This window comes from Candidatus Saccharimonadales bacterium, assembly GCA_035758565.1.
In the GTDB taxonomy this organism is placed as follows: Bacteria; Patescibacteriota; Saccharimonadia; order Saccharimonadales; family UBA10212; genus DASTXL01.
Map to the genome: position 1 here is coordinate 271,923 of DASTXL010000001.1, position 19,284 is coordinate 291,206.

At 46.8% G+C, this 19,284-nt stretch carries 21 protein-coding genes and 1 riboswitch; of the genes, 14 read left to right on the top strand and 7 right to left on the bottom strand.

Annotated elements, in window-relative coordinates:
* Positions 1 to 5: 5 nt before the first annotated feature.
* Entirely contained in the window at positions 6 to 1,091 is a 1,086-nt protein-coding gene (locus VFT49_01605) for an alpha/beta fold hydrolase (protein ID HEU5004761.1), read from the top strand.
* Here the strand turns inward: VFT49_01605 and opgC are convergent.
* The gene (gene opgC / locus VFT49_01610; protein ID HEU5004762.1) at positions 1,068 to 2,315 is read right to left on the bottom strand and encodes an OpgC domain-containing protein; all 1,248 of its coding nucleotides are present in this window, start codon (positions 2,313 to 2,315) and stop codon (positions 1,068 to 1,070) included. The genes VFT49_01605 and opgC overlap by 24 nt on opposite strands.
* A gap of 199 nt (positions 2,316 to 2,514) precedes the next feature.
* Here opgC and VFT49_01615 point away from each other — a divergent pair, with 199 nt between their 5' ends.
* Entirely contained in the window at positions 2,515 to 3,144 is a 630-nt protein-coding gene (locus VFT49_01615; GenBank protein HEU5004763.1) for a vitamin K epoxide reductase family protein, read from the top strand.
* Here VFT49_01615 and VFT49_01620 read toward each other — a convergent pair.
* On the bottom strand, positions 3,092 to 4,015 hold the full coding sequence (locus VFT49_01620; protein HEU5004764.1) for a phosphatase PAP2 family protein: 924 nt from the start codon (positions 4,013 to 4,015) through the stop codon (positions 3,092 to 3,094). The two genes, VFT49_01615 and VFT49_01620, sit on opposite strands and share 53 nt — an antisense overlap.
* Positions 4,016 to 4,093: 78 nt before the next feature.
* Here VFT49_01620 and VFT49_01625 point away from each other — a divergent pair, with 78 nt between their 5' ends.
* Together VFT49_01625 and VFT49_01630 are read left to right on the top strand one after the other, a co-directional pair.
* Complete coding sequence (locus VFT49_01625) at positions 4,094 to 4,771, top strand: response regulator transcription factor (GenBank protein HEU5004765.1); 678 nt, start codon at positions 4,094 to 4,096, stop codon at positions 4,769 to 4,771.
* A gap of 60 nt (positions 4,772 to 4,831) precedes the next feature.
* A complete protein-coding gene (locus VFT49_01630) occupies positions 4,832 to 5,827 on the top strand; it encodes a HAMP domain-containing sensor histidine kinase (protein HEU5004766.1) in 996 nt (331 codons plus the stop codon).
* Here the strand turns inward: VFT49_01630 and VFT49_01635 are convergent.
* Positions 5,824 to 7,491: a phosphatidylglycerol lysyltransferase domain-containing protein gene (locus tag VFT49_01635; protein HEU5004767.1), complete on the bottom strand. Its 1,668-nt coding sequence runs from the start codon at positions 7,489 to 7,491 to the stop codon at positions 5,824 to 5,826. The genes VFT49_01630 and VFT49_01635 overlap by 4 nt on opposite strands.
* Before the next feature lie 27 nt (positions 7,492 to 7,518).
* Here VFT49_01635 and VFT49_01640 point away from each other — a divergent pair, with 27 nt between their 5' ends.
* Positions 7,519 to 8,184: a DUF998 domain-containing protein gene (locus VFT49_01640; GenBank protein HEU5004768.1), complete on the top strand. Its 666-nt coding sequence runs from the start codon at positions 7,519 to 7,521 to the stop codon at positions 8,182 to 8,184.
* Positions 8,185 to 8,224: 40 nt separating this feature from the next.
* Positions 8,225 to 8,320: riboswitch (SAM riboswitch) on the top strand.
* 43 nt (positions 8,321 to 8,363) lie between these two features.
* Entirely contained in the window at positions 8,364 to 9,323 is a 960-nt protein-coding gene (locus tag VFT49_01645) for a methionine adenosyltransferase domain-containing protein (GenBank protein HEU5004769.1), read from the top strand.
* Position 9,324: 1 nt separating this feature from the next.
* Here the strand turns inward: VFT49_01645 and VFT49_01650 are convergent, their stop codons facing one another.
* Both VFT49_01650 and VFT49_01655 read right to left on the bottom strand, forming a co-directional pair.
* Entirely contained in the window at positions 9,325 to 9,894 is a 570-nt protein-coding gene (locus VFT49_01650; GenBank protein ID HEU5004770.1) for a protein-L-isoaspartate O-methyltransferase, read from the bottom strand.
* Positions 9,895 to 10,007: 113 nt separating this feature from the next.
* Positions 10,008 to 10,271, bottom strand: a complete 264-nt coding sequence (locus VFT49_01655; protein HEU5004771.1) for a hypothetical protein — start codon at positions 10,269 to 10,271, stop codon at positions 10,008 to 10,010.
* A 138-nt stretch (positions 10,272 to 10,409) separates the two neighbouring features.
* Here VFT49_01655 and cyoA point away from each other — a divergent pair, with 138 nt between their 5' ends.
* Genes cyoA through VFT49_01695 form a run of 8 tightly spaced genes read left to right on the top strand, consistent with a single transcriptional unit; the run spans position 10,410 to position 16,410 of the window.
* Positions 10,410 to 11,318 carry a ubiquinol oxidase subunit II gene (gene cyoA / locus VFT49_01660; GenBank protein ID HEU5004772.1) on the top strand — a complete coding sequence of 303 codons (909 nt, stop codon included), beginning with the start codon at positions 10,410 to 10,412 and terminating at the stop codon, positions 11,316 to 11,318.
* Positions 11,315 to 13,300, top strand: coding sequence for a cbb3-type cytochrome c oxidase subunit I (locus tag VFT49_01665; protein HEU5004773.1), 1,986 nt, complete (start codon positions 11,315 to 11,317; stop codon positions 13,298 to 13,300). Before cyoA ends, VFT49_01665 begins: the two co-directional genes overlap by 4 nt.
* Positions 13,297 to 13,875, top strand: a complete 579-nt coding sequence (gene cyoC / locus VFT49_01670) for a cytochrome o ubiquinol oxidase subunit III (GenBank protein HEU5004774.1) — start codon at positions 13,297 to 13,299, stop codon at positions 13,873 to 13,875. The genes VFT49_01665 and cyoC overlap by 4 nt, the downstream gene beginning before the upstream one ends.
* A complete protein-coding gene (cyoD, locus tag VFT49_01675) occupies positions 13,876 to 14,247 on the top strand; it encodes a cytochrome o ubiquinol oxidase subunit IV (GenBank protein HEU5004775.1) in 372 nt (123 codons plus the stop codon).
* Positions 14,248 to 14,261: 14 nt separating this feature from the next.
* Positions 14,262 to 15,137, top strand: a complete 876-nt coding sequence (cyoE, locus tag VFT49_01680) for a heme o synthase (protein ID HEU5004776.1) — start codon at positions 14,262 to 14,264, stop codon at positions 15,135 to 15,137.
* A 15-nt stretch (positions 15,138 to 15,152) separates the two neighbouring features.
* Complete coding sequence (locus VFT49_01685) at positions 15,153 to 15,407, top strand: hypothetical protein (GenBank protein HEU5004777.1); 255 nt, start codon at positions 15,153 to 15,155, stop codon at positions 15,405 to 15,407.
* A 10-nt stretch (positions 15,408 to 15,417) separates the two neighbouring features.
* Positions 15,418 to 15,909, top strand: coding sequence for a hypothetical protein (locus VFT49_01690; protein HEU5004778.1), 492 nt, complete (start codon positions 15,418 to 15,420; stop codon positions 15,907 to 15,909).
* A gap of 3 nt (positions 15,910 to 15,912) precedes the next feature.
* The gene (locus VFT49_01695) at positions 15,913 to 16,410 is read left to right on the top strand and encodes a hypothetical protein (protein ID HEU5004779.1); all 498 of its coding nucleotides are present in this window, start codon (positions 15,913 to 15,915) and stop codon (positions 16,408 to 16,410) included.
* Positions 16,411 to 16,550: 140 nt separating this feature from the next.
* Here the strand turns inward: VFT49_01695 and VFT49_01700 are convergent, their stop codons facing one another.
* Both VFT49_01700 and queA read right to left on the bottom strand, forming a co-directional pair.
* Positions 16,551 to 18,221, bottom strand: coding sequence for an FAD-binding oxidoreductase (locus VFT49_01700; protein ID HEU5004780.1), 1,671 nt, complete (start codon positions 18,219 to 18,221; stop codon positions 16,551 to 16,553).
* A 31-nt stretch (positions 18,222 to 18,252) separates the two neighbouring features.
* A complete protein-coding gene (gene queA / locus VFT49_01705; GenBank protein HEU5004781.1) occupies positions 18,253 to 19,233 on the bottom strand; it encodes a tRNA preQ1(34) S-adenosylmethionine ribosyltransferase-isomerase QueA in 981 nt (326 codons plus the stop codon).
* Between the last annotated feature and the right edge of the window lie 51 nt (positions 19,234 to 19,284).

The window sequence follows — 19,284 nt, forward strand, 5'->3', positions numbered from 1 at the left end:
CTAAAATGCTAAAGCTAAACAAAAAATCAATAATCAAAAGGTCCAAAAAGGCTAATCAGCGCGCTCCAAAAAAGCGGATTTTCTTAAGTATGGCTTGGCTAACGGCCGTTTTTGCGCTGATCTTGTGGTTTTTGGTCTTTTATTACACGCCTACTCATCCATCGGCCAAAGCGCTCTATTACAAAAGTTTAGACTTGTCACAGGCTAGACAGGCCACCTACGTTGGCAAGCCGATAGAAAAAGTCAAAGATTTTGGCGTAGTCAACAATGTGCGCGAACAATTAGTTGTCTTTAATGTGTCTAAGGACGGTTTAAGCGAGTACGCCCTAATGACGCTGCCTAAAGACCCGCCCAAAAACGGCCACTATCCAACCATTATCCTGTGTCACGGTTATGCCAACCCCGAGGCATATTCAACGCTCGAAACCTACATTAACGATATGGATTTTTACAGTCAGCACGGCTTTGCCGTTATTAAGCCCGATTTTCGGGGCAACGGTTTCTCGGTAGCTTCAGGCACGCCCGACGGCGCCTATTATTCTATGAGTTATAACACTGATGTTATGAGCCTTATCGCCTCGGTCAAACAAACCGGCTACCTAGACAAAAATAACATTAGCCTTTGGGGTCAAAGTATGGGAGCTTACGTTGCCCTGCGGGCAGCTGTAGTTTCGCCGGATATAAAACATGTGGTATTACTATCCGGCCCGGTGGGCACGCCGCAAGATATGTATTTGGATTACACGCCGATATCCGATTTTAATAATCCCGCTGCTACGGAAATCCGTCTGCAAGAAATCAACGCCCACGGTACGCCCGCGTCTAATCCAGCTTATTGGAATAAAACCACGCCGCTGAGCTATCTCAAACTCATTAAAGCTAACATTCAAATTCACGTCGGTTCAAAAGACCAAATAGTGCCTCCGAAGTTTTCTGCCGACTTAAACAGCAGGCTTAACAAACTCAAAATTCCCCACGAATATTATGTGTATCCTAATGGCGATCACGGCTTGGGCGCGCAGCGAGGTCTAGTTTGGCCGCGGTCTCTAACTTTTTTTCAGGCTAAATCAAGCCTCGACACTAAACACTAGTAGCTTTAGAAAAGGTTTTTTAATGCCGCGAATTATTGAGTTAACTTTTTTGTTAACATTCGGCTCGATATTTTTGTAAATAATGGTAACGATAAACAGCGCCACCAAAGCTCCGGCCGTAAATAGAAAGTTCTGCCAAAAGTTAGTTTGCGGCGGTATGTAATATTTAAAAGCAAACACAATAAAGGCGTGTTCGATATAAACAAGCAAACTATTGCGCCCAAGCAGTTCAACTAAGTATCTGGTATATCGATTGATGGTCTCGCTGTATTTGTTGATAAGCATAAACAAAACGCTAAACCAAAGAGCAAACAAAACTAAGCGCAGAGGTCCGAGAGTCCATTTTTGAGCGTAAACCCAAACCGCTGAGTTAAAGCTATTCCAGTGCAAAGTCAGATTATAAAGCCAGTGCGGCAGCGAGGGTAGTTTTTCATTCAAAACAGATAGTATATAGACGCTGGCGTAACTAAACAGGAACGTTATGGCCGAAACGCCAACAATAGAAAGCTCGATCTTTTTCTTGGTAGATGCCTTTAAGCTTTGCCAGCGGGCGTTGATCTGCGGCCAGTAAAAACCAAGCAGCATAGCCATGTTGAACAAGAACTGCCAGGTGATCGTAAAGTTATTGTCTTGCGGACCGAACTGACCCCACAGCCAAAACAAAAAACTGATACCGCTCATTAGCCACCACTTGCCCTTGGTCAGCAGATAAAAGGCAAACGGTGCAATAAACATCAATAGGGCGAAACGATCCAAGAAATCCGCCCAGCCGTAACCATAGCGCATCAAAACAGTCTCTTTGATGATATGAGGCCAGTTGATTACGTTATATAAGCCATACTTGATTGTCTGGTGGTTGGTGAAAACGGCCAACGCCGTAAACAGCAAGGTAAAGAACACCGAAGCCAGATAAAGTACCAGGGCTCGCCGCCACATTTTGCGGACAATAAATTTCATGCCAAGATTCAGGCGGCGCTTATAGACCATGCCCACAAGCAAGCCCGACATGAAGAAAAAGCCTTCGGCGGCACTAACGAACAGGCGGCCACGGCCGGTGAAATAATCAAACCCATTTGGGTAAAGTTCAATGTGGTCAATCAGTATAGAAATCAGAAACAGACCGCGAATAATATCCAGGGAAACAATTCTGCTAGGCGAAAGATTGACGTTAACGGTAATATCTTCGATCTTGCTGTTAAGACGTTTTATGTTTTTTAGCACCATATTAGTTTAAACCTTCTGGTTGATAGGCGTGGTTATACATGCTAATAAATTGTTCGGTTGTGATGCCGCTTAAAATCAAAACAAATCCTTAAATAGAAGCTTTGCTTTTATTATACCAAGTGCTGACTACAACTAATCAACCATCGCTGAATCTAGGCTGAGGTCTTAAACGCAAACGAGGCGTGCTAGAATTCTAGTAATGACAACGGCACCAAAACAAGCCCGCGAAAATGGTTGGACATTAGAAGCAGTTTTGCCCTGGCTTTTGGTTATTGGCGGCCTTATTGCTTTAGTTGCTTCGGTGATGCTTTCTATAGAAGTGTTCGACAGGTTAAAAAACCCTAGCTACGTTCCTGTTTGCAATTTAAACCCCGTTTTGAGCTGCACGAATGTAGCGGATTCCAATCAGGCTCACGCCTTCGGCTTTCCTAACTACTTCATTGGCATTGCCGGTTACGCCGCCGTAACCGCAATCGGTGTCGCCATGTTAGCTGGCGCCAAGTTTAAGCAGTGGTTTTGGCGATTGGTTGAAGCCGGGCTCTTGTTCGCCTTTTTATTCATTACCTGGCTGCAATTTCAGACGCTTTACCGCATTGGTGCGCTGTGTCTTTTTTGCATGATTGTCTGGGCCTGCACCGGACCGATGTTCTGGTACGCCACTTTATATAACTTGAGCGCCGGACACGCCCCTAAAAAGCTGACTAATAAGTTTCCTCGAGCTATTGCTCTTGCTCGCCGGCATCACGGCGATATTTTACTCTTGTGGTTCTTAATAATTATCGCGCTGATTTTGAAACGCTTCTGGTACTACTGGAGTACTTTAGCCTAAGCCAACAACTGAGTTTCTCTAGTTCGCGGCTTACATAAGGCGCAGTTAGGTAAGCGCCGACGGCGTAAACAATACCGGCAATCACGTCGATGGCGTAATGCTCGCCCTCGTAAACGACTCCTATGTATATCAGGGTAGGATAAAGTAGGCTTAAAGCGCCCCAACGCCGGCCGTAGAGCTTAAAAATCATCAACGAAAACAGCGTAGAAACACCAGCGTGTAAAGATGGAAAAGCGGCTACTGGGTTAGGAGAAATGTGATTATAGACCGAAGGGAAGTTGTGAATGCCCATGGCCGACCAAACATAGCTTGAAACTCTTGTTATTGGCTGAATGTAGTGATTTTGCGAGGCTAGCCAAGGTGGAGCCGTCGGCAGCAATAAAAATGTCAGATAGCCGGCAAAAAATAGCAAGCTATAAGCCGTTATGACCTGCCAATAATAACTATCCCGTGTTTTCCAAACTAAAATCGCCACAAAAAATGGGATGATGAAAAACATCATGTACGGAATGTATAAAAGAATGTCGTACCACCGGACATGACCAGTCCACAGCCAGTTCTGCAAATAAACCGTTGGCAGGTTGCCAAATAAGAGCTTGTCGGCGTGGGGAGCAAAACCGTAGTGCACGTGCTTGTTCAACTGGTCGGCCACGCTGCGAAAAGATTCATAAATAAGAATCACGACCACAAAGGGTAGTAGCCGCTTGGTAAACTCCCAAGCATTGTCAAAAGCCATAAAAACAAACAGCAAAAATACGAAGAGTTTGTCTGGAGTAGGAAAGCTGGGTTCATGAATAAAGGCCGCCAGACACAGTAGCGCGCCGATAAGACCGAACGCTTTGATGAAATGAATTCGCTTAAGTTTAGCCACTTTTATAATTCTACATCAGCCGCAGTGCGCTTGCCGCTGTTCAGTTTATTATCAGATTCTATCAAGTAAAATTAAGTTATGAGGATTTTAGTTATCGAAGACGAGCATAAGATTGCTAACGCGCTGAAGCGCGGATTAGAACAAGAGAAGTATGCCGTTGATGTTGAATACGACAGCGATAGCGGCTTAGGCGCCGCCCTAAGCGAAAGTTACGACGTAATGATTATTGACCGCATGCTGCCGGGTTCGATAGAGGGTTTGGATATCTGCCGTCAACTACGCGAAAAGGGCGTGCACACACCGATTCTGCTACTAACTGCCCGCGACCAAGTCCGAGACCGCGTAGAGGGTTTAAATTCCGGCGCCGATGATTATTTAGTTAAACCATTCAGCTTCGAGGAGTTGCTCGCCCGCATCCGGGCACTGCTGCGCCGGCCGCACGAAGCTCAAAGCACGGTTTTAAACGTCGGCGATCTGTCGCTAGATCCGGTGACTTATGAAGTCAAGCGCTCGGGCAAGGATATTCGCTTAAGCGCCAAAGAGTTTGCACTTTTGGAATACTTAATGCGCAACGCCGGGCGAGTTTTATCAAAAGATAATCTCATTGCGCACGTTTGGGACTTTGATGCCGACGTTTTGCCGAATACGGTGGAGGTTTATATGGGCTATTTACGCAGCAAAATCGATAAGCCCTTCGACAGCCCAGAACTGCTTCATACGCTCCGCGGCTTTGGCTACAAACTAGGAGAAAGATAAGATGAGTTTTAATGATTCAAAATCAAATCAGGCCGGCACGGCAAGAAGGCTTGCTTAAAAATGTTTCATTCCGCAGCACTAAAAATCACGGCCTGGTACCTCGGCATCATCATGGTGGTAAGCATTGTTTTTAGCGTGGCGCTTTACCATGTTGCCGGCAATGATTTAGATCGTAACGTCAACCGCCAGGTCTCTTACTACAATGGTTTTTTGTCGCCGTTCGACCTTAATAATTACTCGCAAATTCGAGAGCAACAACTCGATCAAGACCGAGCTCATCTACGCGCCAATTTGGTGGCATTAAACTTGCTGGTTTTGATTGTTGGCGGAGCGGCTAGCTACGCTCTAGCGCGCCGTACTTTAGAACCAATCGAAACCGCGTTAGAAGGCCAAAAGCGCTTCGCCGCCGATGCCAGCCATGAGTTGCGCACGCCGCTGACCGCCATGCAATCAGAGATTGAAGTCGCCCTGCGCGATCCAAAGCTATCTAAAACCGAAGCCGTCGCCCTTTTGGGCAGCAATCTAGAAGAAGTCGCCAAACTCAAAACTTTATCAGAAGGTCTGCTTAAATTAGCAAACCACAACGGTCGTATTAAAACGAACCAAGCCGTTCATCTGGATGAATCAGCCCGCGAAGCCATTGCCAGAATGGAGAAGAACGCTCAGCAAAAAAACATCGATTTAGAAACCAAGTTCAAGCCATCGGTGGCTATTGGCGACCCGGCCAGCCTAACGGAACTAGCAGCTATCTTAATAGACAATGCAATCAAATACAGCCCGGCGGGCAGCAAAATTTTGGTAGCTACCGGACAGTCAAAAAAAGCAGCCTTTTTGCGCGTTGAAGACCACGGGCAGGGCATCAAGGCTTCTGATTTACCTCGCATTTTTGATCGCTTTTATCGGGCCGACACCAGCCGCAACAAAGACCAGGCTGAGGGTTACGGCTTGGGTCTGGCGCTAGCTAAAAAGATTGCCGATCTTCACCACGGCCATATAGAAGTATCCAGTACCGTAGACAAGGGTTCGGTTTTTAGCGTCTACCTGCCGCAGGCTTAGGCGATGTTCGTCATAGCTTTGAGCAGGGCAGATAAAACGCGGCCAAAACCAGCAATACCGCCGCCATAAACAATGTAGCGGTCTTCCCAGTTAGGTTCGTATTTAGATTTGAAGCGCTTTAAGCCTTCGAACGAGTAAAACCGGCCGCCGTTGGCATAAGCAAACCTTAAAATGCTGCCGAGTAGATTTTTGTCAGCGTCATTTTCTTTGTCCAGGCCGGACAAAGGACAAAGACCCATATTGAGATGGCTGTAGCCTTCGATCCCTAGATATTTTATGAAGTTAAGCATCAAAAAGTCGTTAATATTACTTAAGCTGCCGCTTTCGTGGCGCAGAAAGTCATAGTTGGCTTCTTTATTCAGAACATCAGGAACTTGATTAAGAAAAGCTTGGATATTACCGCTTTGGTCTTTAACGACGGCAATACGGCATTGTTGCATATAGGCGGCACTAAAGTAGCCGAGCATAAATCCACGCTCGGCTCGACCAGGTGAGCTCAACCAGCTGTCCGAAACTACAGCCAATCGGTCTAAGGTTGCTTGGTCGTGGGGAGGCTCTAAGACTTCAAAGGTATAACCGCCTTTAGAAAAGCGGTTATTGATGTTGCGAAAGTACTTGTTTCTAACTACCGAGGAGTTGAAATTGGCAACATCGACCAGAGCCTCCTCGCCAATCTTTTGCGCCTCCAAGCCTAAGCGTTTATATAGCTTGAGGTTAGACTTGTCCGTATGCACCAAAGCTGTTCGCCAATCGTTTGCACGGCAAAGTTCATCAAAAGAAATTAAAAGCTGTTTGACCTCGGCAGGTGTTCCCAGTGGATCACCGACCACCAGAGCTACGCCTCGGCTAACCCGATAAGCTAGCATGCTGGTTCTAGACTGGTTAAAAAAGTAGACCTTATCGCGCGGCCACAGCTTAAAGAAGTCTTCGCTAGTTTTTGGACGACAGCCAACAATATTTTTGGCGTCTATATAGTCTTGCTGCCGATGCGCCAGGCGAAAGCGAATCGGACTAAATAAAGAAAATGCTACGTAGGCCAGAGAAACCACACTGACCGTAGCTAGCGAATCGACGAAGAATAGGGAGCGCCGGGTATGCGGCGTGGGTTTATTGTTAGTGGTTAAGCCAATTTGGTCGATCGTGTAATGGGCGGCTGTCGACGGTCCGATTTCTTCATGAAAATCCCGCCGGTCAAAAAGCTGAAAGCCAATAACTCCATATAGAAAAGCTATCAATAAAATAATGATTGCTCTACGCAAAGCAATTCGAAAAGTCGTGGCTTCACTGCGAACGACATACCGTTGCCTGAAAATAACCAGGCAAATCAAAAGCAAGATAGGCAGGACAAGATTAGTGAGTACTAGCAGCAGATAGTGGCCGCTCATTTCGTCATCAAAAACAAAGTGCCTGGTATTACGAATTAAAATCAGCGGAAAAACAGCTAAGGCAGCCAGCCAGGCGTTATGCTTGCCGCGCCGCAGTAACATGCCCAAATATATAAGGCTAATGCCGGCAATTAGGGTTAAATGGGCATCGGCAATAATGATTCGAGCGTAGTGCAAGTGAACAAGCTCATAGAGCGTACTGGATAGCGTGGCGATTCCAAGCAAAGCCGTTAGCGCGGCAATTATATTAAGCGGCCAGTCTTGTCTTAAGCTTTTCATGGAGTTAACAGTGTTATTATACGGTTAATGCTAAAGTCTCGCTTCTTACCGCTAATAGCTTTGGCGGCAGCCATATCATTCAATAACTGGATACTCGGCATTTTCTTAAATAACCATCTGTTTTTGGCCGGCGGATCAGTTAGTGAATTTAGTGCATCAACTCAACCTTATCACTGGCTGTTCAGACTGCTCGATATAGTCTCTGGGCTTTTGCTGGCAGGGCTGGGCATTCTTATTTACAGACTGCTGGCCGGACGACGCTATTATAGCTGGCTAGGATTTGGGCTACTGATTTTGGGACTATCAAACTGCTTGGATGCCGTTTTGCCACTGCCGTGTTCTGGCACGGTTGATGCTCATTGCAACGCGCCAGTCAGGATCAGCCTGCACCGAGTCTCGCTGCCTACCCATGTCTTTAGTAGTACGATCATCGGCCTATGCTATGTACTAATCCCGCTGGCCGTTTACCTTTATGCCAATCGAGTGGGCAACCAAGCGACGAAGCTTCTTAGTTGGGTGGTATTAGTTTCGACTTTATTGTTTTTTGGGCTTTTAGCTTTAGAATCCTTCTACGAAAGTAGTGTTTTTAGCCACCTAGCAGGCTACGCTCAAGAGCTACAGATGATTCTACTGGGTTGGCTTTTTGTAAAAATAACCTCTGTTGCTAGGCGCGAACCAGCAAACTCGCCTTAGCCTCGATCTGATTCGTGTATAATAAATAGCGTTAACAATTTAAGTATCAAGAGAGCAGCCAGGGAACGAGCCCTAAACTGCCAGCAACCTGCTAAAAGTAAGGTGCTAAATCTCGCCCGCGAGGGAAAGATATGTTGATCAAAAACGATCCTTTCTCTTGCAAAAAGAAAGGATTTTTAATGTCAAATTACAAAACCGCCGAAAGTGTCAGCCCAAAACACCCCGACAAACTCTGCGACCAAATATCCGACGCTATTTTAGACGCCTATCTAGCCAAAGACCCCAAAGCTCGCGTAGCCGTAGAGGCTGTTGGCGGCCACGGCATAATCTTTGTAGTTGGCGAAGTTACCTCTGATCATCATGTCGACATCGAGCCAATTGTTAAAAGAATCGCCCCCGGCGCAAAAGCACATATTAAAATTGTCAGGCAAAGCCCGGAAATAGCCAGTGGAGTTGACACCGGCGGCGCGGGCGACCAGGGAATAATGGTGGGCTACGCTACAAGCGAAACCACCGAACTTTTGCCTCTGGAGGTAGTTCTGGCGCGCCAACTTAATCAACGCTTATTTGCGCTCTGGCCGAATGACGGCAAAACCCAAGTCACGCTCAAAGACAATCAAATCGTAACTGTTGTAGCTAGCTTTCAGCACACCAAGCAGGCCGAACTCGCCGAAGCCGTAGCCGAGTGGCTTAAAGGCCAGAATACTGCTCGAGATGTAACTATTTTTGCCAACCCATCGGGCGACTGGGACCAAGGCGGCTTTGACGCCGACACAGGCTTAACTGGGCGCAAATTAGTCATTGATAATTACGGTCCGCAGATTCCTGTTGGCGGTGGTGCGTTCTCTGGCAAGGATGCTTCTAAGGTAGACCGCTCTGGCGCTTATATGGCCCGCCGAATTGCCGTTGACTACCTAAAAAACACTGGCGCCAAGGAGGTGTATTGTTACCTTGCCTATGCCATTGGTGTAGCCGAACCGGTCGAAGCCACCGTGCTAATTGACGGCCAAGAGCAGTCTGTTTCCGGCTACGACTTAACGCCAGCCGGCATCATTAAGCACCTTGATCTTCTTAAGCCGCAATACGAAAAAACCGCGGCCTGGGGTCACTTTGGCAATAAATTTACATGGGATAGCTAGCTCACCGGCCATTTAGCGGTTCGACCAAAGGCACAAAGGCAAAACCTGGATGTTCAATAACATCAATGTTGCCTTCGCTTAGCTTTTCTATTTCGTAAATCATTTCATCGATCGGAATCACCATTTTGCCACCCACGGCCACTTGACTAAGCAGATCACCAGGCACTTCATCACCAGCCGCACTCACCAAAATTCGATCATAGGGTCCGTAACGGGGCAGGCCATACCTACTACCGGTTTTATGGAATTCTAAGTTATGTATTCCTAAACGACGGCAGTTATCACGACCTAGCTGCACTAGCTCGGGAATAATTTCTACGGCGTAAACCCGACCGGTAGAACCCGTAAGATAAGCAAGCAGGGCAGAAGTCCATCCGGAACCGGATCCGACATCAAGAATTTTATCGCCAGGCTCAACGTCCAGCCAATCTAGCATGTAACGCACCGTTGTAGGCTGGCTGATGGTTTGCCCGAAGCCGATCGGGAGCGCTACGTCAAAGCCGACTCCTGCCTGACTAGGCAGGAACTTTTCGCGGGGGAAACTTTGAAATGCTGAATCTACGCTACCCATATTTAAAATATGTAAGGATTCTTCCCGTGGCGCTATGACTTAAAGCACAAACACTGCCAAAACTAAAAGTCCGGCCCCCTAAGGGCAACCGGACTTTTAAAGTCGGCCGTAAGCTATTGACCGTAGCGGATGTACGGTAGTTCCGGCCAGAGCAAGCGAGCCGTTTTTCGACCCTTGCTGCTAAGAGTGGCCATTGTGCCGTAACCGGTATTTTTGAGTTTAACCAGACCTTTATGCTGCATGTTCTGAAGGATATTAAACAAGCGGCGGCGGTCAAAGCGCAGCCTTTCGGCGAGGTTTTCAACGTCTTCTTCCCCAGATTCTTCTATGACCTGGATAATTAGCGCTTGGTCCTCGTTGAATTTTGCTAGTTTCATAAATCTCCTCCTTTTGCTTTAAAGGTACTTGCTATTATAAGTCCCTATGCTTAAACGACGCTTAAGCCTACCTAAGCTCTAACTTACTTAATGCAAGCATGAGCTTTATGTTTATTTTGGGTTATAATGAGAGCGAAGATGAGGGCAAAATATAAAAAAGAGGTGGGCTTAACGCTGCTCTTTGCAGTTATTTTGGTAGCTACTATCATTGTGGTCGCGTTCTTTCGACGCCATAATGTCGCCATCTTGGAACCCCGCGGCACTATTGCTCACCAGGAACGCAATCTTATGCTGGTCGCTTTGCTGCTATGCGCAATAGTGGTAATCCCGGTGTTTGCGTTAACCATTTTGATTGCTCTTAAATACCGCGAAGGCAATACCAAAAAGAAACACTATTCGCCCAACTGGGAAGGTGGCCGCTGGATGGAGGTTACCTGGTGGGGAATTCCTTTTGCGATTATCTTTGTGTTAGCCATTATCACATGGAACTCATCTTATAATTTAGACCCCTATAAAGCTCTCGCTTCCAACAACAAAACCATGAGGATCCAAGTAGTATCACTAGATTGGAAATGGCTGTTTATTTACCCAGATCAAAATATAGCAACGGTTAATTACGTACGATTCCCCGTGAATACGCCGGTTAATTTCGAAATTACATCAGATAGTGTAATGAATTCTTTTTGGATTCCAAACTTAGGCGGCCAGATTTATGCTATGCCGGGCATGAGCACTGATCTGAATCTGATGGCTAGCAAGGCCGGAGCCTACTCTGGCTCAAGCGCCAACATAAGCGGCCAAGGCTTTTCGGACATGGACTTTACGGCAACGGCCAGTTCTAAACAAGACTTTAAAACCTGGTTGAGTTCAGTCAAAAAGTCAACCGCGAGCCTTAGCGAAAATACTTATAGCAAGCTAGCCAAACCTAGCCTGCACAATCAGATAGCCTATTATTCTTCTGTTAAGTCGGGGCTTTACGATCAGATTGTAGACAGGTATATGGGGCCGATGGCGCAAATGCCTGGGATGCACGGAGAAGGCCAATGATAACTTTTGCTAGCGCCTTACTTGGCAGATTAAACACCAGTGCTTTTCCGCACGAAATCATAACCATTGGCGGCGCACTGTCTATGGTGGGCGCCCTCGTCCTTATCGCAGCTTTACTGACTTACTATAAAAAATGGACATGGCTATATAAAGAATGGCTAACAACAACTGATCATAAGAAAATCGGCATAATGTATCTGAGCGTAGCCGGCGTGATGTTGTTGCGCGGCCTTTCTGACGCCTTGATGATGCGCGCCCAGCAGGCAACTTCGGTGGGCGCCCACCACGGAGTATTAACCAGCAACACTTTCCAACAAGTTTTCAGCGCTCACGGCACCATTATGATTTTCTTCGTTGGCATGGGCTTTTTGTTCGGCTTATTTAACCTGATAGCGCCTTTGCAAATTGGCAGCCGAGACGTGGCCTTTCCAGTACTTAACGCAGTTAGTTTTTGGCTGTTTGCAGCCGGTATGGCGTTAGTTAATTTATCACTCATAGTCGGTGAATTTTCGGCTGCTGGCTGGTTGGCCTATCCGCCGCTTTCCGAACTCAAATTCAGTCCGGGTGTAGGCGTAGACTATTGGATTTGGAGTTTGCAAATTGCTGGTATTGGCTCGCTTATGAGCGGCATGAACTTTTTTACGACGATTATAAAAATGCGTGCGCCCGGTATGACTTTGATGAGAATGCCGCTGTTCGTTTGGAGCGTCTTGACCGCCTCGGTAATGATCATGTTTGCTTTTCCAATCTTAACCGTTACGCTAACGCTACTGGCTCTGGACCGAACGCTTGGCATGCACTTCTTTACGGCTGGGCAGGGAGGCAATCCGATGATGTACGTTAATCTAATTTGGGCCTGGGGACACCCGGAGGTCTATATTTTGGTAATTCCGGCCTTTGGAGTTTATTCAGAAATTGTGGCCACGTTTTCGCGCAAGAAACTGTTTGGCTATAAGTCAATGGTACTGGCGCTGGCCTCTATTGCTCTTTTGTCGTTTACTGTCTGGCTGCACCACTTCTTTACCATGGGCGCCGGTGCAGATGTGAACGCCTTCTTTGGCATCACGACCATGCTAATTGCCGTGCCGACTGGTGTGAAAATATTCAACTGGCTATTTACTATGTATCGCGGCCGAATTAAATTTGTTAGCCCAATGATTTGGTTCTTAGGATTCGTCTTTTTGTTTACCACCGGTGGCGTAACGGGTGTTATGTTGGCCGTTCCGGCTATCGACTACCAAGTGCATAACAGCCTGTTCTTGGTAGCCCATTTCCACACTATGATAATATCGGGTGTTTTGTTCGGTTACTTTGCCGGCTTGACCTACTGGTTTCCTAAGGTTTTTGGGTTCAAACTCAACGACCGCCTGGGCAAATACGCCGCCTACTGCTGGATTATCGGCTTTGTACTGGCTTTCTTCCCACTTTATATTTTGGGCTTGATGGGCGCCACTCGCCGGCTAGACCACTACAGCGCCAGCTCGGGTTGGCAAGCGTTATTCATAGTTGCCGCTGTCGGTGTGGTAGTAATTTGCCTAGGAGTGTTCTTCCAGCTACTGCAACTTGTTTATAGTATTTGGAAGCGCGACTACAACCGCGATCTAACCGGCGACCCGTGGGATGGCCGCACACTGGAATGGTCTACAACTTCACCAGTGCCGGTTTATAACTTTGCTGTTGTACCAGAGGTCACTGATCGCGACGCCTGGTGGCAGATAAAGCACCAAAAAGGCGAAGTTAAAAAACCCGAATACGAGCCAATCACGCTGCCCAAGAACACGCCATTTGGTCTAGTACTGGCCGCCTTGGCCTTTGCGTTTGGGTTTGGAGTTATTTGGCATATTTGGTGGTTATGTATTGTTAGCTTTGTCGCTCTTCTTGTCTTTGTTATAGTTCGCTCAACCGACGACAAAACCGAATACACATTATCGGCGGCCAAGATTGCCAAGATGGAAGCCGCCCGCGCGGAGGCCAGGTTATGAGCGACATAATCCGATCCCAAGAAGACAAAACAACCTTCGGTTTCTGGGTCTATATAATGACCGACTGCATATTATTCGCATCGCTGTTCGCCACCTATGCCGTCCTTAGAAATAGCACCTACGATGGTCCGAGCGGCGCCGAGATTTTTAGCCTGCCATTCGTCTTAACCGAAACGTTAATTCTGCTGACCAGCAGCTTCACGATGGGTCTGGCTATTTTGGCAGCCCGTCAAAAATCCAAGGATCAAGTCTTGCTGTGGCTAGCTGTAACCTTTGTCTTGGGTCTGTCTTTTTTGGGCCTAGAACTCCATGAATTTACTAAATTAGTCCACGAGGGTAACAGTTGGCGCCGAAGCGGCTTTTTGTCAGCCTTCTTCACGCTGGTAGGCACGCACGGTTTACACATCACAACCGGCCTTATTTGGATGGCAACTATGGCCGTTCGCATTTATAAGCGCGGATTTGATAAGGTGTCGTACAAACGATTGACCATGCTGAGTTTATTTTGGCACTTCTTAGACGTCATTTGGATATTCATATTTAGCATTGTTTATCTTTTGGGGGTAACCAGTTAGATGAAAGAGCAAAAGGAACCGGGAACCTACTTGAGTTATTACATTGGATTTTTGCTATCGGTGATTCTGACTATGGCCGCCTATCTAGTCACCAAACACCACCTTAATACGCACCATACTTCACCGCCTGATAGCGTAATGCCGGCAATTCTGTTGGGACTTGGCGTGATTCAGCTATTTATTCAACTTTTCTTTTTCTTGCATCTGGGCCGCGAAGGCAAGCCACGTTGGAAATCAATGGCCTTAGTCTTCGCTATATTAGTAGTGCTTATAATAGTCGTTGGCTCAATTTGGATAATGGACAACTTAAATTACCGCATGACACCTAGCCAAGTTAATACGTACCTTAAGAACCAAGACGGCGGTATCTAAGCGAGCCATAAATTATGGAAAAGATTAAGAGCTACTATAGCTTAACTAAGCCAGGCGTGATGTACGGCAACGCACTGACTGCTATTGCCGGCTTTTTGCTTGCCGCTAGCTATACCAAACGTTTTAGTTTTGGGCTTTTTATTGCTAGTACCTTCGGCTTGGCGCTAATTATCAGTGCGGCCTGCGCGCTCAATAATTACTTAGACCGCGATATAGATAGTCGCATGGAGCGAACGAAGAAAAGGGCCAGCGTCACCGGCAAGGTCAGCCCGGCCGGCAATTTAGTTTTTGCCATCGTCTTAGCTGTTATTAGTTTGGTGGTTTTGGCCGCCTGGACTAACTGGCTAACGACTATTATCGCTTTAGTTGGCTTTGTTGATTATGTTTGGCTCTATGGAGCTTGGGCAAAACGCCGCACTCACCATGGCACGCTGGTTGGCAGCGTATCCGGAGCAGCACCAATACTGGCCGGCTACTGTGCCGTAACTAACCATATTGATATTGGCGCCATTCTAGCTTTTTTGATTTTATTCTTTTGGCAAATGCCGGAATTCTATTCAATATCCATCTACCGCCGAACAGAATATGCCGCTGCCCGGGTGCCAGTTATATCAGTAGTTAAGGGCGTTCAAAATACCAAGACGCAAATATTTATTTACACGCTAGCTTATGTAGTTTGTACTCTTTTGTTGACAATTTTCGGCTATGCCGGCTGGGTCTACTTTGTGATCATGGCCGCATTGGGCAGTTATTGGTTGGGTCTTGGCTACCGAGGTTTAAAAACCAAGCCCAAAGACGACGATGTGTGGGCCCGCCGGATGTTCCGGTTTTCTATGATAACTATCTTGGTGCTTTGCATAATGCTGGCCATTGGCCCGTTGCTGCCATAGGTTATAATAAAGGTAATGCTTTTGGGGATTCACATCATCGTGGCACTGGCTAGCCTGGTTAGTACCGGTTTAGCCCTTATCTCACCATCGACCACTAAGTTGCGCGCAAGTTACGAGCTAATAGCTTTGACCGTAGTCAGCGGCACTTATCTGGTTTTGCACACCCATCTGCCACTAACTCAAGCTTGCTTAACGGGTTTAACTTATCTTGGCATAAGTAGCTTGGCCGTAGTTTTGGCTCGACACAAGCTGGCTAGGCAAAAAATATAAGGAGAGGAAAATGGCAACCAAATCTAATAATAGCCATTTATACACATTAGCGCTGCTGCGAATTGGGCTAGGCTATGTATTTTTGTGGGCATTTGTCGACAAGTTATTTGGTCTTAAGTTCTCAACCTGCAAGGATTTGAGCGTGGGCTGCAAACAAGCCTGGATTCACGGCGGTTCGCCAACGGCTGGATTTTTGGGTCACGCCACTACTGGACCACTGGCTGGCTTTTATCACCACTTAGCAGGGCAGGCCTGGGTTGATTGGCTATTTATGCTAGGCTTACTGTTTGTGGGTGTGGGCATGGTGTTCGGCACATGGATCCGCTCGGCCGCTGCCGCCGGTATTTGTTTACTGGTTCTAATGTGGAGTTCGCTTTTGTGGCCAGCCGATGCCCCCGGAGTTGACGAACATATTATTTACATCCTAGTGATGATAGTGTTCCTGGTTGGATCCTTTCCGAACAAGTGGGCAGTCAGGCTACCTTGGATTAAGTTACCGTAGGCAATGAAATGGCCATCTTGGATAAACTCCAGAAAATTTAGAGCTTGTTTGGTCGCAGTTTTAATCTTAGTTATTATTTTTGTTTCGCTATCGCACTCGCTGGCCAACAAAGCCAAAGACGAGTTCGTGGCTCTTTACGGTAATTTAAATCAGATAAACGGCTCGTTGGTGTGCGATCAAAGCCAGACTGGCAATCAGGATATTTATGACGTTTTTTATAAGACAACAGCTAATCCAGAAAGCTACCTAGTCGCTACGGCTCAAAAAAAGGGTTACGGAATAGCTGCCGACCTCAGCTTAATAAATACGATCTCTAAACAAAATAATCCAAGCATTCCATATAGTCGCTCTAATTTTTACCTTACTGGCACAAAGCAACAAAGTAGGCTGGATATACGTATCTTCCAGGCCGGCACCGTCAAAATAAGCTGTAATAATAATCAGAGCGTTCGAACTAACGCCAGCCAGCCGATAGTGGAAGTCAAGGTCACCAGGAATTAAAATTTTCGCGGCGCGCCGGCGACTTTTAGGTGCTTATTTTGAGTGCTTGAGCTAAGCGTCGGCGAAGGACGGACGGGCCGTATTTAAATACAGTGAGGAGTACTGGAGCCGACAACAAAGCACGGTGCCAAAATAAGCGGCTAAAAACGCTGGCGGATGTGGGACATAGAATAGTCCCAGCTAGCGTCGGCTTTTTTGTGCGGATTAAAGATATTATCCGGATCGCAAATCTTTTTGGTTTGGCGAAATAGGTCAACAATTTTCTTGCCATACATAGCCTCCAGCCAAGGGCCGCGAATCAAGCCATCGTTGTGCTCGGCCGTGATGGAACCATGGTAGTGCAAGACAAGATTATTGACTTCGCGCATAGCTGGCTCTAGTTTTTTACGCTCGCTTGGGATCTCGATCTTCATCAGTGGAATAACATGAAAGTTACCGTCACCCATATGACCGGCAATTGTTGCGAACAATTTATACTTTTTAATGATTTTACGCAGACGCGGTAAAAATTCAGTCAGGTATTCTGGTCGAACGATAAAATCATCAATGAACGGCGCAGTGTGCTTGTCCTTAACTTTGGATCTGAGCAGCTGGAAGCTATAGCGGCGCATTAGCCAGAACTTTTCGGCTTTGCCTTCAGTCGGATCTTCTTCGAAACCGTTGATTTCGTAGCGAGCTCTGTATTTTCTAAGGTCGGCGTGCAAGGCTTTGACCTTTTCGCGGACTTCATCCTCTGTTTCGCCGTTGAACTCAACCATCAAAATAAGCTTAGGAATACCACGCCAAGCATGCATATGCAGTCCTGTAGGCGCCAGACTGAGTAGTAGCTTGACCACTCCACCCCAGCCGAGCATTTTATGAAAACTTGGCATAAAACGCATGCCTAGCCACATCGTGGCATCATCGAATGATTCAAAGGTAGCCGGCTTGTGCTCGAGCACCTTCGGTATGACTTCGCCCAGATCGTCTATATCCTTCATAAATAAAACCAACAGGCCGGAATGCGGGCAGCTAGGGACCAGCTTGAAGTGTATATCTGTGACCAGCCCGAGCGTGCCTTGGGCGCCGCAGATAAGTTGGGTCAGATCAAAAACACCGGTCTCGCGGTTCCATACATCCCACAAGTAATAACCTGCTGAATTCTTGGACACGTGCGGACGAGCAGCCTGGATAGCGTCATAATTACCATCTAAAAGAATGAAGAGTTGACGATAAAGCTGGCCCTCAAAATCTTTTTGTTTCATTTTTTTATCAAGCTCGGCTTTGCTCAATGGTTTGACTGTTCGTTCGACTCCATCAGCAAAAACAACCTTGAGCTCCGTAACAAAATTCTGCGTCTTACCGTATTCTAAAGATTTCTCACCACCAGAGTTGTTATTAACCATACCTCCAACGCTGGCTAGGTCACGGCTGGCCGGATAAGTCGGCATTAGGGCCTTGTGCTTTAGCGTTTCCGGTTCAAAATCTTTATAAAGTACGCCAGGCTGGACTTGGGCCGATGAGGCGCTGACTTTTTCGATCTTGGTAAAATATTTGCGGAAATCAACAATCACCGATTCGCTTATGGCACCGCCACTCATATCCGTGCCGGCACTACGGGCAGTCAAGCTGAGATCGGGCATTTTATCCTTCAGCTCGCTGACTGTGGCGACAAGCTTTTCAATGTCCGAGCCGTTTTTTGGCGCCACAACCAGCTGCGGGACTAATTCAAATAAAGAGGCGTCGTGGCTGAATAGTTCGCGAGTCTCCTCGGAATTATCAAAATCACCAGAAAAACCTTTTTGTTTTAACGCTTGTTCAAATTGTTCCATTCCTCTTAAGCTTACCACAAATCGAGGCTGGCTATAAAATCAGCATGGCATCGCCGAAGCTGTAAAAGCGATATTGGCTGTCTATAGCGTGCTTATAAATTCGATGTAGCTCGTCGATTGAACCAAGCAGGGCAGAGATCATCATTAGAAGTGTGGATTTAGGAAGGTGAAAGTTGGTGATGATAGCGTCCACGTTCTTGAATTCGTAGCCCGGTTTGATAAATATATTAGTCACGCCGGAACAAGCTTTGAAGGGTCTGTCTAAGCTTTCCAGTGTCCGGGCGCTAGTGGTGCCAACCGCCGTAATATGCGTAGCTTTGTTAAGTATGCCCGCGGTCTCGGTGGTCACTTCGTACCATTCGTGGTGCATGACATGTTCGTCAATGTCTTCTGATTTGACCGGCGCAAAGGTGCCTAGGCCTACGTGCAGAGTCAGCTCGGCCACATCGTGTGTTTTCTTGATTCCATCAAGCTGCTCGTTTGTAAAATGCAGCCCGGCTGTTGGCGCCGCTTTGCTGCCCAGCGGATCGGCGTAAACCGTTTGATATTCATCGGCCAGTGATTCGTCTTGTTTAATATATGGTGGCAGGGGAGTTAGTCGAAAATCATCAAAGGCCGGATCGTCAATGTTTTTGCTAAGCTTTAGTGTCCGAATCCCGGCTTCATCAATATTAATAGTTTCGGCACTCAGGCCATTCGCCAGCTCGGCAATCTTGCCCAACTTAAATTTGCGGCCGGGCTTAACCAACGCCCGAACCGTATCTGGATTAACGGTTTCCAGCACAAAGATTTCTGCATTGCCAAAACGCAGTCGGGCTTTTTCTACCTTAGAATTGTTCAAAACCAGAGTCGTCTCAATTGGCAGATATTTTTCTAAGTTATAAAAATAATCGTCGATTATCTGTTTGGTCTGGCGGTCATAAATCAGTAAGCGAGCGTGGTTACGCGGCCGGGCAGGCGTCTGCGCGATAAGCTCAGATGGCAATTCAAAATCAAAATCCGAAAGTTTCATGCAAAGAATAGTGTATCCGTTACTTTTCCTATCAGCAAAAAGATGATATAA

What these genes read in the sequence shown, in the direction of transcription:
- VFT49_01605 (HEU5004761.1), top strand. Translation starts at nt 6, where the DNA reads ATGCTAAAGCTAAACAAAAAATCAATAATCAAAAGGTCCAAAAAGGCT.
- opgC (HEU5004762.1), bottom strand. Translation starts at nt 2,315, where the DNA reads ATGGTGCTAAAAAACATAAAACGTCTTAACAGCAAGATCGAAGATATT.
- VFT49_01615 (HEU5004763.1), top strand. Translation starts at nt 2,515, where the DNA reads ATGACAACGGCACCAAAACAAGCCCGCGAAAATGGTTGGACATTAGAA.
- VFT49_01625 (HEU5004765.1), top strand. Translation starts at nt 4,094, where the DNA reads ATGAGGATTTTAGTTATCGAAGACGAGCATAAGATTGCTAACGCGCTG.
- VFT49_01630 (HEU5004766.1), top strand. Translation starts at nt 4,832, where the DNA reads ATGTTTCATTCCGCAGCACTAAAAATCACGGCCTGGTACCTCGGCATC.
- VFT49_01635 (HEU5004767.1), bottom strand. Translation starts at nt 7,491, where the DNA reads ATGAAAAGCTTAAGACAAGACTGGCCGCTTAATATAATTGCCGCGCTA.
- VFT49_01640 (HEU5004768.1), top strand. Translation starts at nt 7,519, where the DNA reads ATGCTAAAGTCTCGCTTCTTACCGCTAATAGCTTTGGCGGCAGCCATA.
- VFT49_01645 (HEU5004769.1), top strand. Translation starts at nt 8,364, where the DNA reads ATGTCAAATTACAAAACCGCCGAAAGTGTCAGCCCAAAACACCCCGAC.
- VFT49_01650 (HEU5004770.1), bottom strand. Translation starts at nt 9,894, where the DNA reads ATGGGTAGCGTAGATTCAGCATTTCAAAGTTTCCCCCGCGAAAAGTTC.
- VFT49_01655 (HEU5004771.1), bottom strand. Translation starts at nt 10,271, where the DNA reads ATGAAACTAGCAAAATTCAACGAGGACCAAGCGCTAATTATCCAGGTC.
- cyoA (HEU5004772.1), top strand. Translation starts at nt 10,410, where the DNA reads ATGAGGGCAAAATATAAAAAAGAGGTGGGCTTAACGCTGCTCTTTGCA.
- VFT49_01665 (HEU5004773.1), top strand. Translation starts at nt 11,315, where the DNA reads ATGATAACTTTTGCTAGCGCCTTACTTGGCAGATTAAACACCAGTGCT.
- cyoC (HEU5004774.1), top strand. Translation starts at nt 13,297, where the DNA reads ATGAGCGACATAATCCGATCCCAAGAAGACAAAACAACCTTCGGTTTC.
- cyoD (HEU5004775.1), top strand. Translation starts at nt 13,876, where the DNA reads ATGAAAGAGCAAAAGGAACCGGGAACCTACTTGAGTTATTACATTGGA.
- cyoE (HEU5004776.1), top strand. Translation starts at nt 14,262, where the DNA reads ATGGAAAAGATTAAGAGCTACTATAGCTTAACTAAGCCAGGCGTGATG.
- VFT49_01685 (HEU5004777.1), top strand. Translation starts at nt 15,153, where the DNA reads ATGCTTTTGGGGATTCACATCATCGTGGCACTGGCTAGCCTGGTTAGT.
- VFT49_01690 (HEU5004778.1), top strand. Translation starts at nt 15,418, where the DNA reads ATGGCAACCAAATCTAATAATAGCCATTTATACACATTAGCGCTGCTG.
- VFT49_01695 (HEU5004779.1), top strand. Translation starts at nt 15,913, where the DNA reads ATGAAATGGCCATCTTGGATAAACTCCAGAAAATTTAGAGCTTGTTTG.
- VFT49_01700 (HEU5004780.1), bottom strand. Translation starts at nt 18,221, where the DNA reads ATGGAACAATTTGAACAAGCGTTAAAACAAAAAGGTTTTTCTGGTGAT.
- queA (HEU5004781.1), bottom strand. Translation starts at nt 19,233, where the DNA reads ATGAAACTTTCGGATTTTGATTTTGAATTGCCATCTGAGCTTATCGCG.